The sequence below is a fragment of the Allobacillus saliphilus genome, assembly GCF_018138385.1.
Classification (GTDB): Bacteria; Bacillota; Bacilli; order Bacillales; family Alkalibacillaceae; genus Allobacillus; species Allobacillus saliphilus.
Genome location: NZ_JAGSIE010000035.1, coordinates 1 through 14010, shown reverse-complemented (window position 1 = coordinate 14010; position 14010 = coordinate 1). Strand labels below are relative to the sequence as shown.

The 14010-nt window shown below is 38.5% G+C and carries 14 protein-coding genes, 13 tRNA genes, 1 rRNA gene, 1 pseudogene and 1 riboswitch; of the genes and pseudogenes, 7 read left to right on the top strand and 22 right to left on the bottom strand.

The window, feature by feature from the left end; all coding sequences use genetic code 11:
• Nucleotides 1-156: 156 nt before the first annotated feature.
• A pseudogene (locus tag KC820_RS11165) lies at nt 157-932 on the bottom strand (3-hydroxybutyrate dehydrogenase).
• 204 nt (nt 933-1136) lie between these two features.
• Here KC820_RS11165 and KC820_RS11160 point away from each other — a divergent pair.
• The 5 genes from KC820_RS11160 to KC820_RS11140 all read left to right on the top strand — a co-directional run bounded on the left by KC820_RS11160 (nt 1137) and on the right by KC820_RS11140 (nt 4333).
• A complete protein-coding gene (locus KC820_RS11160) occupies nt 1137-2171 on the top strand; it encodes an ABC transporter permease (protein ID WP_212371070.1) in 1035 nt (344 codons plus the stop codon).
• 1 nt (nt 2172) lies between these two features.
• Nucleotides 2173-2856, top strand: a complete 684-nt coding sequence (locus KC820_RS11155; RefSeq protein WP_212371068.1) for an ABC transporter ATP-binding protein — start codon at nt 2173-2175, stop codon at nt 2854-2856.
• A 110-nt stretch (nt 2857-2966) separates the two neighbouring features.
• Nucleotides 2967-3098 carry a response regulator gene (locus KC820_RS11150; protein ID WP_377862698.1) on the top strand — a complete coding sequence of 44 codons (132 nt, stop codon included), beginning with the start codon at nt 2967-2969 and terminating at the stop codon, nt 3096-3098.
• A gap of 26 nt (nt 3099-3124) precedes the next feature.
• Nucleotides 3125-3823 carry a sensor histidine kinase gene (locus tag KC820_RS11145; protein ID WP_212371066.1) on the top strand — a complete coding sequence of 233 codons (699 nt, stop codon included), beginning with the start codon at nt 3125-3127 and terminating at the stop codon, nt 3821-3823.
• Nucleotides 3824-3925: 102 nt separating this feature from the next.
• Nucleotides 3926-4333: a hypothetical protein gene (locus tag KC820_RS11140; RefSeq protein WP_212371064.1), complete on the top strand. Its 408-nt coding sequence runs from the start codon at nt 3926-3928 to the stop codon at nt 4331-4333.
• 43 nt (nt 4334-4376) lie between these two features.
• Here KC820_RS11140 and tnpB read toward each other — a convergent pair whose 3' ends face one another.
• On the bottom strand, nt 4377-5504 hold the full coding sequence (tnpB, locus tag KC820_RS11135) for an IS200/IS605 family element RNA-guided endonuclease TnpB (protein WP_212371062.1): 1128 nt from the start codon (nt 5502-5504) through the stop codon (nt 4377-4379).
• Between the two features lie 453 nt (nt 5505-5957).
• Here tnpB and KC820_RS11130 point away from each other — a divergent pair, with 453 nt between their 5' ends.
• Nucleotides 5958-6569, top strand: a complete 612-nt coding sequence (locus tag KC820_RS11130) for an alpha/beta hydrolase (RefSeq protein WP_212371060.1) — start codon at nt 5958-5960, stop codon at nt 6567-6569.
• A gap of 151 nt (nt 6570-6720) precedes the next feature.
• Here KC820_RS11130 and thiE read toward each other — a convergent pair whose 3' ends face one another.
• The 5 genes from thiE to KC820_RS11105 form a co-directional block, all read right to left on the bottom strand.
• Complete coding sequence (gene thiE / locus KC820_RS11125; RefSeq protein WP_212371058.1) at nt 6721-7377, bottom strand: thiamine phosphate synthase; 657 nt, start codon at nt 7375-7377, stop codon at nt 6721-6723.
• A 1-nt stretch (nt 7378) separates the two neighbouring features.
• Nucleotides 7379-8188, bottom strand: a complete 810-nt coding sequence (gene thiD / locus KC820_RS11120) for a bifunctional hydroxymethylpyrimidine kinase/phosphomethylpyrimidine kinase (protein WP_212371056.1) — start codon at nt 8186-8188, stop codon at nt 7379-7381.
• A 12-nt stretch (nt 8189-8200) separates the two neighbouring features.
• Nucleotides 8201-8995: a hydroxyethylthiazole kinase gene (gene thiM, locus KC820_RS11115; protein ID WP_212371054.1), complete on the bottom strand. Its 795-nt coding sequence runs from the start codon at nt 8993-8995 to the stop codon at nt 8201-8203.
• An 18-nt stretch (nt 8996-9013) separates the two neighbouring features.
• Nucleotides 9014-9775, bottom strand: coding sequence for a 3-oxoacyl-ACP reductase (locus KC820_RS11110; RefSeq protein ID WP_212371053.1), 762 nt, complete (start codon nt 9773-9775; stop codon nt 9014-9016).
• A 72-nt stretch (nt 9776-9847) separates the two neighbouring features.
• Nucleotides 9848-9956, bottom strand: a riboswitch (TPP riboswitch).
• Nucleotides 9957-10041: 85 nt separating this feature from the next.
• Nucleotides 10042-10221, bottom strand: a complete 180-nt coding sequence (locus KC820_RS11105; protein ID WP_212371051.1) for a hypothetical protein — start codon at nt 10219-10221, stop codon at nt 10042-10044.
• A gap of 280 nt (nt 10222-10501) precedes the next feature.
• Here KC820_RS11105 and KC820_RS11100 point away from each other — a divergent pair, with 280 nt between their 5' ends.
• Nucleotides 10502-10732, top strand: a complete 231-nt coding sequence (locus KC820_RS11100) for a heavy-metal-associated domain-containing protein (RefSeq protein WP_212371043.1) — start codon at nt 10502-10504, stop codon at nt 10730-10732.
• Nucleotides 10733-11171: 439 nt separating this feature from the next.
• On the opposite strand, the gene KC820_RS11095 is transcribed toward KC820_RS11100, so the two are convergent.
• The 15 genes from KC820_RS11095 to rrf all read right to left on the bottom strand — a co-directional run bounded on the left by KC820_RS11095 (nt 11172) and on the right by rrf (nt 13845).
• Nucleotides 11172-12029, bottom strand: a complete 858-nt coding sequence (locus tag KC820_RS11095; protein ID WP_212371041.1) for a lysozyme inhibitor LprI family protein — start codon at nt 12027-12029, stop codon at nt 11172-11174.
• 368 nt (nt 12030-12397) lie between these two features.
• A tRNA-Leu gene (locus KC820_RS11090) sits at nt 12398-12483 on the bottom strand.
• 47 nt (nt 12484-12530) lie between these two features.
• A tRNA-Cys gene (locus KC820_RS11085) sits at nt 12531-12601 on the bottom strand.
• Nucleotide 12602: 1 nt separating this feature from the next.
• Nucleotides 12603-12677: transfer RNA gene (locus KC820_RS11080), tRNA-Gly, on the bottom strand.
• Nucleotides 12678-12681: 4 nt separating this feature from the next.
• Nucleotides 12682-12756 (bottom strand) — tRNA-Gln (locus tag KC820_RS11075).
• Nucleotides 12757-12765: 9 nt separating this feature from the next.
• A tRNA-His gene (locus KC820_RS11070) sits at nt 12766-12838 on the bottom strand.
• A 10-nt stretch (nt 12839-12848) separates the two neighbouring features.
• A tRNA-Trp gene (locus KC820_RS11065) sits at nt 12849-12922 on the bottom strand.
• 11 nt (nt 12923-12933) lie between these two features.
• Nucleotides 12934-13018, bottom strand: a tRNA-Tyr gene (locus KC820_RS11060).
• 8 nt (nt 13019-13026) lie between these two features.
• Nucleotides 13027-13102: transfer RNA gene (locus tag KC820_RS11055), tRNA-Phe, on the bottom strand.
• Nucleotides 13103-13122: 20 nt separating this feature from the next.
• Nucleotides 13123-13199: transfer RNA gene (locus KC820_RS11050), tRNA-Asp, on the bottom strand.
• Between the two features lie 108 nt (nt 13200-13307).
• Nucleotides 13308-13384, bottom strand: a tRNA-Met gene (locus KC820_RS11045).
• 20 nt (nt 13385-13404) lie between these two features.
• Nucleotides 13405-13479 (bottom strand) — tRNA-Glu (locus tag KC820_RS11040).
• A gap of 12 nt (nt 13480-13491) precedes the next feature.
• Nucleotides 13492-13584 (bottom strand) — tRNA-Ser (locus tag KC820_RS11035).
• Nucleotides 13585-13592: 8 nt separating this feature from the next.
• Nucleotides 13593-13667, bottom strand: a tRNA-Asn gene (locus KC820_RS11030).
• A 62-nt stretch (nt 13668-13729) separates the two neighbouring features.
• A 5S ribosomal RNA gene (gene rrf / locus KC820_RS11025) occupies nt 13730-13845 on the bottom strand.
• Nucleotides 13846-14010: the final 165 nt, after the last annotated feature.

The window sequence follows — 14010 nt, the reverse complement described above, 5'->3', positions numbered from 1 at the left end:
GAAATATTTAATATATCAAGCGAAACTTATAATACTACGATTGTGTATATAATTCAATGCTTTTAAATGAATTTTTCGACATTTTGTGACAAAATTTCTTCCTTATTACCGAATTATTTCCAAACCAATTAAAATTATAATCTAAGTTTACGATATTTACTGAGCCGTATACCCTCCATCGATGACGATTGCTTGGCCTGTAACACCTCTTGCCTGATCACTTGCCAAAAATAATGTATAATCTGCAACTTCTTTCACGGATAGCAATCTTTTTTGTGGAACTAATGGATAAATGACTTCTTCTAACACTTCATCAAATGAGACATTCCGATTTTTAGCTAAATCTTTTAATTGATTTCGAACAAGTGGTGTATCAACATACCCAGGACAAATGGCATTTACCGTAATTCCATCCTCAGCCCCCTCCAAAGCTGTGACTTTCGTGAGCCCAATCACCCCATGTTTCGCACTATTGTAAGCAGATTTTCCTGCAAACCCGATAAGTCCGTTAATGGAAGCCATGTTAATAATACTTCCTCCCCCTGCTTTTTCATTAATGGAAAGGCATGTTTAATCGCCATGAACGGAGCAACGAGCATTACTTTTGTAATCAATTCGAATTTTTCAGTGGGGAACTCTTCAATTGAAGCTACATATTGTAACCCTGCATTATTAATTAAAATATCGAGGCGTCCGAACTTTGTCACTGTCTGATTAATCGCTTGTTGCAATTCACCTTCATCAGTAACGTCACATTTAATCCCAAAAGTATCATACCCATCTTTGTTCAGTTCATCGGTAACTTCCTTTACTTTGTTTTCATTGATGTCACTAAAAGCGACTTTCGCTCCGTTTTTAGCAAACTCTAAACCAATTTCATAACCGATACCACTTGCTGCACCAGTGATGAAGACAACCTTGTTCTCAAACATTTTCAAACCTCCAAGACCTTAGTAGTTTTCTAGTTCCATAAATCTTACATCTTATCAATTCATTTCACGCTCGTGGGCCGATCTCCTTCTTAAAGTTTTTAGTCCTTTATAAATCTGCTGGTTTTAAACAATAATCCCTGTTCATCTGTCGTTCATATTCATTAAGTAAACTTAAGTTATCAAAGTAGTTGGAGGAATGGAAAGATGAACATTGGCTGGAAAGAAATCAAGAAGAATAAAAGTAGATTTTTGATTTTAGGCTCAATCGTTTTCCTTGTTAGTTTACTGACAATGATTATATCCGGTTTAGCGAACGGATTGTCACAGGATAATGCTGCATTAATAAAAGATTTACCAGACGGTCACTTTTATATGAGTGAAGATGCTGAGGAAACTTATAATCTATCAAGAATAGACACAGATGTTCAAAATGAAATCATGAATAAGCATCCGGATGCAGTAGCATTGTCTATTCAAATGGGCTTTCTGAATGATCAAGATGATAAGCAGCAAAGTGTTGCATTCGTCACATCTACGAATTCTGACCTATTTGAACAAGTTAATAAAGGGGAAGTCATCGTAGACCGCTCATTGAAAGAGAAAGGTATTAAAACGGGGGATCGATTAACAAACAACCAACTCCGTGATGAATTAGTCATCAAAGGATTCGTCGATCAAAAGAAATTCAGCCATGCGCCAGTCGCGTATATCAATATGGAAGACTATAAAAAGATGTATAACGTCGAACAAATGCAAATCGTTTTCATCCCTGGAGAAGATTCATCAGAAAGTTTCACTGGATTACAATCCTACTCGAACAAAGACTTTTTAAGTACGATTCCGAGTTATAATGCTGAGCAAATGTCGTTAACAATGATCGTTTCGTTTTTAATCGTCATCAGTGGCATGTTGTTTGCCATCTTTTTCTACATGATGAACATTCAAAAGATCGGTTTATACGGCATTTTAAAAGCAATTGGCATTAAAACAAGCAGACTATTCAAGATGATCTGGACACAAATGTTTTTCATAACCATCATTGCACTGACGCTATCCATTTCGCTAAGTCATTTGTTCAATCTCATTGCACCTAAAGGAATGCCTTTTCACTTAACGATCGAAACTACAACACAGTTATCGATCATTTTCTTAGTTGTCGGTTTTATCGGAGCTACACTGTCAGGATTACAAATTAGAAAAATCGAGCCGCTTCGGGCCATCCAACAAGGAGAGGATTAATTTGACGATATTTACATTGGACGAAGTCGAGAAAATATTTACGAATGGTGAAATAGAGGAAAATATATTAAAAGGCATTAGCCTGTCATTAAAGGAAGGAGAAATTACCGCACTCGTTGGTACATCCGGTTCTGGGAAGAGTACACTGTTGACGATCGCTGCAGGGTTACAACCCGCTTCCAACGGTGAAGTTCTATTTGATGGGAATAATCTAACTACAATGAGTGCTGAACAAGTACGAAAAATAAGAGCAAAAGAATTTGGGTTTGTTTTTCAATTTGCTCACCTTGTTCCTTTTCTCACAGTGGAAGAACAATTGATGCTCATGCTGGAAGTTTCAGGTTCGACATTATCAAAAAAAGAACAAAAGAATGAAGTTGATCAAATCTTAGATGTTATTGGAATGAAACATCGGAAAAACGCCTACCCTTCTTCCTTATCGGGTGGTGAAAAACAGCGAGTTGCCGTTGCCCGTGCGATCATTCACAAACCGAAAGTTCTTTTTGCTGATGAACCGACAGCAAGCTTGGATTCAAAAAGATCCAAGGACATGATGGAATTAATACGGGATTTAACGAAGAAGATGAATATTACAACGTTAATGGTTACTCACGATGAAGAGATGTTGTCTTATGTAGACCGGATTCTACAAATGAGTGATGGGTTGGTTTTAGAAAGTCAATAACATTACTAGAAAACGATTGACGATAGTGAGAATATAAAGTAAACAGCCCTTTTAGATAAATGGCTGTTTACTGTTCTTTGATTTTAAGCCGTTAAGTAGGAGGATTATCCATGAAAACGATTCTTGTAGTCGATGACGATATTAACATTTTGCAATTGGTATCCATCCATTTAACCGAAGCAGGTTATTATGTCGTTCAAGCAAAAGATGGAACGGATGCATTAAAAATTCTCCTGAACTAGGAGAACTGTCTTCTCATTTTTTACGAATGGCGAACAGGCTAGAACATACAAACGAAATGAGAAAAGAATTTATCTCAAATATCTCACATGATATACAGTCTCCTTTATCCAATATAAAAGGTTATACAAATCTTTTGGAAAGTGATTCACTTTCGCAGGAAGAGAAAAATAATTACATTTCTATCATTAACGGTGAAATTAGTCGACTTTCTACATTAACGAAGCAACTATTATTGCTTGCATCATTGGATCGTGATGAAGAGTTAATGAAAAAGAAAACCGTTAATATAAGTGAGCAACTGAAAGAACTAATCAGAAATCATCAATGGCAAATGGACGAAAAAAATATCTCAATCGGATTTAAACTACCAGACGTAATGATTACTGCTGATCCTGCTTTACTCCATACGGTTTGGGAAAATTTATTAACGAATGCTATAAAGTACAACAAACCAGATGGCAGTATCGAATTATCGATTGAAGAAAAATCTGAATCCGTGTGCGTCTCCTTCATCGACACAGGAATCGGAATCCATTCAGATGATCAAGCGAAAATTTTCGACCGTTTTTATCGGGTCGATTCTGCAAGAACACGTCTCATTGAAGGGACTGGATTAGGGTTATCGATTGTCCTAGCAATCGTTCAATTGCATGGCGGAACAATCCATGTGAACAGCAATGAAAATGAGGGAACAACAATCGATGTGGAATTACCGAAAAGTTAAGTTTAACTGATCACAATTAGAATTAACTTTTGTTCATACCCCGTTCATATTCAAGAGATATACTTTATATAATGAAACTTTGAATAATTGGAGGGGTATCGAATGAATAAAAATAGTAAGATTTTATTGCAGTTCGCAGGTATATTCGGTCTGATTGGTGCTATTTTAGGTGCACATATGGCCGGATCTGGTTCTTATGCATTCCGTGCAGTTCACGCTCATATTCTCGTCGTCGGCTGGCTAACCCTTTTCGGATGGGCCGTTTATTACAAGATTTTTCAACAAAAGGAATCTCTATTAACGAAGCTTCACGTTTGGACAGCCATCATCGGTTCAGTAGGCTTAACGATAGGAATGTGGTTATATATGGTGAAGCCATTTGAACTTCCTACTGGCGTCACGTTAACGGTCTATATTGGTGGCGGCGTTGCATTACTTGCCAGTTTCTTCTTCTTTTTCTTACTAACCTTATTTTTGAACTACTCCCACCTAAACGCTAACGCGTTTTGAGGAGGGAGATTCCTGGGTTGTCCACTCTATTGAGCGGAAATAATCAGGCTATCCCCGTAGTTCCTACGGTTATCGGTTTAGAACCATAGAGACTTTCCGCCTCTTTTTTAATATTTTGGGCAGCGTTAATATCCCGGTCGTGTGTAGAACCACATTTTGGGCAAACCCATTTGCGAACGGCCAGGTTTTTAACGATTGTGTTCTTGTGTCCGCAACCGGAACATAGCTGCGACGAAGCAAAGGTTTTTCCAACCTTAACTAATTCACTGCCGTACCACTCCGCTTTGTACGTGAGCATCGTGACAAATTCACTCCAAGAAGCATCGCTAATAGATTTTGCTAGATTCTTGTTTTTGAGCATATTGGACACACTCAAATCTTCGATGCCGATGAGATCATACTCTTCTACGAGCTGTCGCGATAATTTGTGCGCGAAATCCTTTCTGGCATTAGTGATCTTCTCGTGGATGTTAGCCACTTTGACTTTTTGCTTACGCCAATTAGCCGAACCAATGGTTCGGCGAGATAGCGTTCGTTGCGCACGGATTAATTTATGTTCGAGTTGTTTTAAATGATGAGGGTTCTTGACTTTCGAACCATCGCTCAAAACAACAAAATCTGTTAATCCTAAATCGATGCCAGTGCTTTTGTTTGTTGAAACACGTTTATAATTGTTTTCTGATTCTACTAAAATAGAAACAAAATGTTTCCCCGAAGCGTTCTTTCGAACGGTAACACGCTTAATTGTGCCTTCGACGACTCGACTTTTGGCGAATCGTACCCAACCAATTTTCGGCAATTTGATTTTATTACCGATCATTTGAATGTTGTTATTCACCATTTTCGTAGTATAACTTTTGATGTCATTCTTTTTGTTTTTGAACCTAGGAAACTTATTCTGTTTCTTAAAAAAACGTTGGAATGAATCATCTAACTGTTCGATAGAAGCCTGTAATGCAATACTATCAACAGATTTTAACCACGGAAACGTTTTTTTTAGACTAGGAATTTCTTTCATATAATGCGTTTTCTTAAACGAAGAACCCGTGGTTTTTACGTCAAACAAAGCCCGGTTGAACAAAAAGCGTGAACAACCGAAGGTTTGATTGATTATATTTTGCTGAACTTTGTTTGGATAAATGCGAAATTTATAAGCCTTTTTGATAACCAACGGTTGTTCACTCCTTTTTTTGTTTTCTTCTGTTTATATTATATAATATTTCTAAACAAAAGAGAACGTTCGTTCTTTATTTAAGCTAAATTTCGGCATTCATCTCCCACCTAAAACGCTGTCGCGTTTTTGAGGAAGGAGTCTTCTGCCGTCTAATGGTAAAAGAAGAAAAATAATTATGATTCAGGATTATGGATTCAAGGCGTTGACAATCCATAATCCTTTACTTTTTAAATAAACTCACGTACAATTCGAATTAACAGCTCATTGAAGTTGTTGCGTAACAAAAATTTTATAGCAATACTTGGATTTATATTTTTTCACTAATATCTCTAATTCATAATATATAAATTCAAATTAAATGAGTTAGCTGTTGCTTCCTAGGAGTAACAAATTGCACTTTTCACCAGAAAAATGAACAGCAAATGAAAAAAGTAATTGGAGGTCAACTATATGAAACACATTTACAATGAAAAGAAAAAAGGCGCACCTGTTTTCGTCCTTCTTCACGGAACAGGCGGTACAGAAAATGACTTAGTTGGTTTAGGCGAGTTACTAAATCCTGAATTTAATATCTTAAGTGTTCGAGGTAATGTACAAGAAAATGGTATGAACAGATTCTTCAAGCGTCATGGCGAAGGTAAGTATGATTGGGAAGATCTAAAATTCCGTGGAACTGAGCTTTATGACTTCATTGTAGAAAAATCCAAAGAGCATGATTTCAAATTGGAAGATGTCATTTTTGTCGGATTCTCAAACGGTTCCAACATAGCGATTCAATTAATGTTAGAGTATCCAGAATCGTTCAAGAGAGCTGCTTTATTCGCTCCATTGTATCCAGCAGATGTTACAAAGACACAAGACTTCAGTCATATGGACGTCTTCTTATCACTTGGAAAAGGTGACCCGATTGTACCGGAATCGGAAAGCGAACGCGTCATTAATCTCTTTAAAGATCGAGGTGCTGACGTAACGACAGCTTGGGTGAACGGACATAACTTAACACAGGAAGTCGCTTTGGAAGCAAGAAATTGGTTAAATGAATCCATCAACAATGATGCTTAAGTATGTAGAAAAATGAACGTAAATCTAATCTTCCATTGCAATTTTAACAAAAGACTATACCACACGTGAAATAAGAGGGATTGCTCCGTCAGTGAATAGACGCAGCAATCCCTTTCTTATTAATTTTTTCGTATGAACAACTTCCGATCCGTTACTTACTAGTAGCACGGAGAAAGCTTTTGGCTGTCTCCTTTACATCAGATGAAGAAGCAATCGCAGAGATTACAGCCACCCCATCTGCACTTGCTTGAATCACTTCCTCAGCATTCGCGGGTGTTATTCCACCTATTCCTACTATCGGTATAGTGATTCCATGATTTCTAAAGCACTCAATTATCCCTGTCCCAGCGACTTCTCGAGCATCATCTTTAGAATTCGTCGGATAAATTGGACCTAGACCTAAATAATCCGCTCCATCTTTGATCGCTTGCTCTGCTTCTTCAATCGTGTGCGCGGAAACGCCTAAAATTTTATTGCTAAATTTTTCTCTTACTATATCCGCTTCCAAATCATCCTGTCCTACATGAATGCCATGAGCGTCTAACTCGATTGCTAAATCGAGATCATCATTTACGATGAAGGGAATATGGTTTTCCTGACATATTTTTTTCAAGCGTTCTGCCAATCTCACTTTCTCTTTTCCTGTAAGAGCACTCTCTCCTTTTTCTCGAAATTGAAATAGCGTAATGCCCCCTGCAATTGCTTCTTCAAGTACACGAACAGGATCTCTGCCATTACAATTCGTGCTTCCCATAATAAAATAAACAGGAAGTAACTCTTTGATTTGTTCTGTTCTTTTGTCTACCATATTAGAAACTCTTTACACTCCTTTTTTTGTACGCCCAATGATTAGTAGGTCCATGTCCTTCACCAATCCCTAATTCCGTTTCGATTGCTGCACGGATAAAATCTTTTGCTGTTAGGACTGCTTGCTTTATTTCAACGCCCTTTGCTAGTTCAGCTGTAATCGCAGCAGAAAACGTACAGCCTGTTCCATGTGTATGACGGGTGTCTATTCTTGGAGAAGTCATTTCAACGAATGTTTCACCATCAAAAAATAAGTCAACAACGTCATCTGCGCTTCCATGACCACCTTTCATCACAACCGACGTAGCGCCCATTTGAACGATGTCTTTAGCAGCTTTCTTCCGGTCTTCTACTGTATTTATTTTTCGATTCGTAATCATCTCTGCTTCAGGAATATTTGGAGTCACGACCGTCGATAGTGGAATTAGTGTATCGATCAATGCGTTAACAGCTTCATCTTGCAGTAGCTTTGCCCCACCTTTAGCAATCATAACTGGATCAATGACAACATTGTCCCATTGGTAATGATGAATTCGTTCACTAACAGCCTCTATGATCTCACTCGAAAATAACATTCCAGTTTTCAAAGCGTTCGTTCCCATGTCATTTCCGATCGCATCAATTTGCTCAACAATGCCTTCTATTGGCACGGGATAGACTCCGTGAACTCCTAACGTATTCTGGGCTGTTACTGCAGTAATGATCGACATCCCATAAGCATCTAACTCCTGAAATGTTTTAAGGTCTGCCTGAATCCCTGCTCCGCCTCCACTATCTGAACCAGCGATCGTTAATGCTTTTGCGATAATCATAATCAAGCTCCTTTATTTTGTAATTCTCTCGATCTTACAAAGAACTTCATCACCTTCAGTAATTTTCGAAAGTTGATTTAAAAATTCAATTTGAAAACTTCCAGGTCCTCTATCTCCGACTAACTTTGCCGCTTTCTCTGCAGCAATACCATAAAAGGAAACGGCCGATGTAGCCGCTTCAAGAACATTGTTACTTACGGCAGCAAATGCACCGATCACTGAAGATAATAAACAACCACTTCCTGTCACTTTAGTTAGTAATGGAACGCCATTCATGACGCGATTTGTACCGTTATCATTCGAAATGACATCTATTTCACCCGTAATCACTACTGTACTGTTAAAGAGTTCTGAAGCTCTCTTAGCCAATTGCGTGACGTCTCCCTCTCCTGAACGAGTATCGACACCTTTGATTTCCCATTGCTCACCGGTTAAATGAGCAATTTCAGCTGCGTTTCCTCTTAAAACAGTAACGTTTACTTCATCTAAAATCTGCTTTGCTTTTGCAGTGCGAAAACTCGTTGCACCTGCACCTACAGGGTCTAAAATGACAGGATGATCTTTTTCGTTTGCCGCTTTGCCAGCTTCGATCATGGCATCAACTGTTTCTGTCGTTAAAGTTCCTATATTCAAGACGATTGCCCCTGCAATCGTAGCCATTTCTGCTACCTCTTCAATCGCATTCGCCATCACTGGTGACGCGCCAACAGCTAACAATCCATTCGCCGTAAAATTCGTCACCACTTGATTCGTTATATTGTGAACTAACGGGTTCTGTTCTTGTACGACCTTTAAATTCGTATACATGCTCGATTCCCTCCTGCTTTAATCCATTACTAATCCGCCGTCTACGACAAGGTTTTGTCCAGTGACTGCTCGTGCCCAAGGTGATGCGAAAAACAAAGCTGCATCAGCTAATTCCTCTGGTGTAGTTGCTTTTTGTAAAGGTGTGGTTGACTCAATAATTCCAAACACTTCTTCTGTTGTTACACTACTTGCATCCGTTTCTTTTAATAACCCACCAGAGACCATATTGACAGTAATACCGTATTGACCTAATTCCTTCGCCATATTACGCGTAAATCCAATTAATGCCGCTTTACCCGTTGTATATTCGTGGTACGCAACGACTGGATTTTGGACGAGATTCGTTCCAATGTTAATCACACGGCCAAACTGTTGCTCCTTCATATCGCTTAAGCATGCTTGTATCGTGTTTAAAGATGCTTTTATGCTTCCTTCAAACTGTGTATTGAAACCATCCCAGTCGAGTTCAAATGCATTCTTTTGAGCGACTGGATCGAAACGAAAATCTACCAATGCATTATTCACAATCGTTGTAATCGGTGTACCAAAATGTTTTACAGCTTTATGAACCATTTGATTCACTTGCTCAGTATCACGAACATCCGCTTGTAGCGCAATAGCTTTTTCACCTAACGACGTTGATAGCTCCTCCGCTTTTTCTTTACTCTTAAAATAATTCACAACAACATTTGCACCTTGCTCAGCAAAAGCAATCGCTAGTTTAGCTCCCACCCCTCTACTTGCACCCGTAATTAATACCGTTTGTTTGTTTAGCTCCATAATATTTACCTCCATATTTATGTATTAATAGGGAAAATAAAAAAACCAGATCACAAGGACCTGGTTTGGTAGTTAACATTTAAACTACTTCCCTACGCTGGCATGATCCAGATCAGGTCCTGAGGGTCAAAAAGTGTACCTTTTTTCTCAGCTTGAAACACAAGCTCCCCTAGTAGAAACAATTAAATTACTATTCTATTAATTTCATTCTATACTTAACCTTTAATAAACTCAACTATTTGAATAGCATGATAAAATCTCTCCAGTCACTCTTTCTCTTCTTTCATCGCTTTCACTACGCGGTCTTTTGGATCCCAGCAATTAAATTGGTATGTTGGTTTCGTATCAAAGCCTAGTCTTTTACAATAAACGCGTCTACTACCGTCCTCAAATCGATCAATCCGAAAATGTTTACATGTAGCACAGCAATGATATCGATTAGTCATCTGGACACCTCCATGTTTGTGGACTTTTTACTGACATGAATGCTTATATTTTCAAAAACCATTTTTAAGAATTTAAGCTCGGCTCCGTTTAAGTAGCTCTTAACCTAATTGTACATACACTGTCAATGAGTTTCATTAATTTCTATTATGTCGTTCTGCATAAGAATGTGCATGTAACAAACAACAATTATTCATGTTGATCGAGAAAACAATCATAAAGTTTACTTACATAAAGTAAGATTAAGTTGATACGAAAATTTGAAATAGGTGGTGTTTAGTTATGAAAAAAGTTATTTTTTTAGAAGTAAAAGGATTGCATTGTCCTGATTGCCCGTCAAAAGTAGAAAGATCACTTTCCAAAATGGCAGGAATTGAGGAAGTGCAAATTGATTATGATACCGAAAGAGGTTCTGTAACTTTCGATAACAACTTAATTGGGGTGCCACAAATTATCAAAAGAATTAGCAAGATGGGGTTTCATGCAGAAGAAGTTCAAGTAAATATTCATTAAATAAAAACTCTATTAATACTTATCTCTTTTGTTTTCTTATCTATCCCTTTTACTATCTCACATAGAATCGCCTTGAAAACCCGTTCCTTTAGTGCGTTTAACCCATATAAACATTTATACTTTCAACACCTTCTTATCGCCCCAACACTAACTTTTAATAGTTTAGCTCGTGTGGAATTTAACATTAGATACCAATTACTACTTCATTAGGTTTAACTGCCTTTCAAGAGAAAGATAAAAATAACCATCGAAAGAGAAAATCAAGCTTTATATCAATCAAAAAGAAATGGCAGAATTCAACCGACGATTTTTAAAGATGAATAAAATAAAGCTAACAGAGATAATCTGTTAGCTCTATTTATTGCTGTTAAATTGATTTTCAGCCTAGATTGAAGTTAAAAATTTTTAAATAGAGCTTTTTTCCTTCACTAGAGGGATTCTAATTCATATAAACAGATACTAACTCAAAGCATCTATCTTTTGTAAGTGTTGCTTGTGTAGCTACATAATGCAAAGACTCCATAGAACCACCTTCGTATGTTTGTGATTCTTCTTTTGCGGTCTCATCTTTGTATTTTATCCAGTTACGTTGTTCATCCCTTAATTGATCCGCCTGCTCTTTACTAATTTCTTCCATCAATACAGCGTAAATTTCGTTTAGCTGTTTATCCCAAATTTCATATCTATGCGCTTCTTCCTTCTCCATGTCCAATGTTGTTATAGCTTCTGAATTCTCTCGCAATGTTTCCATTTCTTTTTCAATCTCATTAAGCTTACTAAGATATCTTTCTTTATCTTCCGAGGAATTGTCTCTTACATTATTACTAGCGCTTAACTGATCGAGCTCATATGTACCGTCTTGGTATACTCTATAATAGCCTAAGTTTCCAGTCTTACCAGATGCACGCAACGATACGTCGACCAATTGGACCGTATAGTATGTACCATTACTATCACTTTCACTATCTTCGCTTGCGCCAAACGAAATATTATCATCTTTGCCTTCTTTTAATTGTTGCTTTAAAAATTCAACAGCTTCTTCCCCACTACTAATTCGAATAGGTTTCTTGGTCTCCGTTGAATCTTCTTCTTTTATAGTAGGATCTTCATCTATTTCATTAGATTTATTGGATTCAACATTCATTGAGCTATTGGATTCATTTGCTATCTTAGTTTCGTCATTCACTTCTTTTTCACCATCAACCGAAGTACTTTCTTCATCAGCTGGTGTACATGCAGCCAATATAATAAACATTGAACTGAATACCATCAGTAAAAACTTTCTTTGATTATTCATAAAAGAACCCCTTCCATTATTATTAAATTAGTATCACATTTAGTAATAATCATAGTTGTTATAAATCATGGGCACACTTTTCTACCTATTCATTATATCATCCACTCACTAGTACTTATATCTTTCTAGTTCGCTTTAAAATGAATGTATAAATCTTAACAACCACTAGAATATGTAAAAGCACCCATTTTACTTATTAATTGTTTAGCCATTTTATAAACTCACTTTTATAGTCATCTAATCTCATCTTCGTTTCTATGATAATAGTGCAAAATTCATTTCACTAATTAGACATACAAAAAAGCTCAAGAACATTAATTGTTCTTGAGCTTTTTTGTAAAAGTAAAAGATGTTTACTTTTTTTCAAGTACCAGTGGTCGGGATCGAACCGACACTCCCGATGAAGGGAACGGGATTTTGAGTCCCGCGCGTCTGCCAATTCCGCCACACTGGCATGTAATAAAACGGCAGCGTTCTATAATTAAAACGGTTGTAACTGAGAGGCGGCAACCGGATTTGAACCGGTGATAAAGGTTTTGCAGACCTCTGCCTTACCACTTGGCTATGCCGCCATGGAGCGGAAGACGGGATTCGAACCCGCGACCCCCACCTTGGCAAGGTGGTGTTCTACCACTGAACTACTTCCGCAAAATGGCTGGGCTACCAGGATTCGAACCTGGGAGTGACGGGACCAAAACCCGTTGCCTTACCGCTTGGCTATAGCCCAAAGATTGAGGGCGACCGGTGGGAATCGAACCCACGAATGCCGGAGCCACAATCCGGTGCGTTAACCACTTCGCCACGACCGCCATATTAAAATGGCAGGGGTAGTAGGAATCGAACCCACATCAAAGGTTTTGGAGACCTTCGTTTTACCATTAAACTATACCCCTATTTATAAAAATGGTGGAGGGGGAGAGATTCGAACTCCCGAACCCTGAGGGAGCGGATTTACAGTCCGCCGCGTTTAGCCACTTCGCTACCCCTCCAAATAAAATGGTGGCTTGGGACGGAATCGAACCGCCGACACAAGGATTTTCAGTCCTTTGCTCTACCGACTGAGCTACCAAGCCATAAAGATATTTTATTTAAATGGCGGTCCGGACGGGACTCGAACCCGCGACCTCCTGCGTGACAGGCAGGCATTCTAACCAACTGAACTACCGGACCATTTAAGATTATGTAACTAGCTGTTGTAAATAATTTGGTTGCACCCTACGGGTACTCCCTATTTCATTTTGCTTCGAGGTCAATTTGACGTAGAAGCGATGATTAAATTGGTTGCGGGGACAGGATTTGAACCTGCGACCTCCGGGTTATGAGCCCGACGAGCTGCCTGACTGCTCCACCCCGCGATATGATTGAAATTTAATAATGGTGACCCGTACGGGATTCGAACCCGTGTTACCGCCGTGAAAGGGCGGTGTCTTAACCACTTGACCAACGGGCCATATAAGTAATATGGCGGAGAGCGAGGGATTCGAACCCTCGAGACCGTGGTAACGGTCTACACGATTTCCAATCGTGCTCCTTCGGCCAACTCGGACAGCTCTCCATATAATATGGCTCCAGCGGCAGGATTCGAACCTGCGACCAATTGGTTAACAGCCAACTGCTCTACCACTGAGCTACGCTGGAATGTTGTTAAAAAGCTTGATATTAATTATGCTTCCCGAGTTGCTAGGAGTATTGATCAACATGCCCGGCAGCGTCCTACTCTTGCAGGGGAAAAACCCCAACTACCATCGGCGCTAGAGAGCTTAACTTCTGTGTTCGGAATGGGAACAGGTGTGACCTCTCTGCTATCGCCACCGGATATGTGATTGATTAACTAGCGACAAACTATATTATATTAACCTTCAGCCAAAAAAGCAAGTAGAAAATCAATACAATTTGAAATTATGTACCTTCAAAACTAGATAAGAAGCAATACATCATCAAGTAAGTTAAGTCCTCGACCGATTAGTATCCGTCAGCTTCA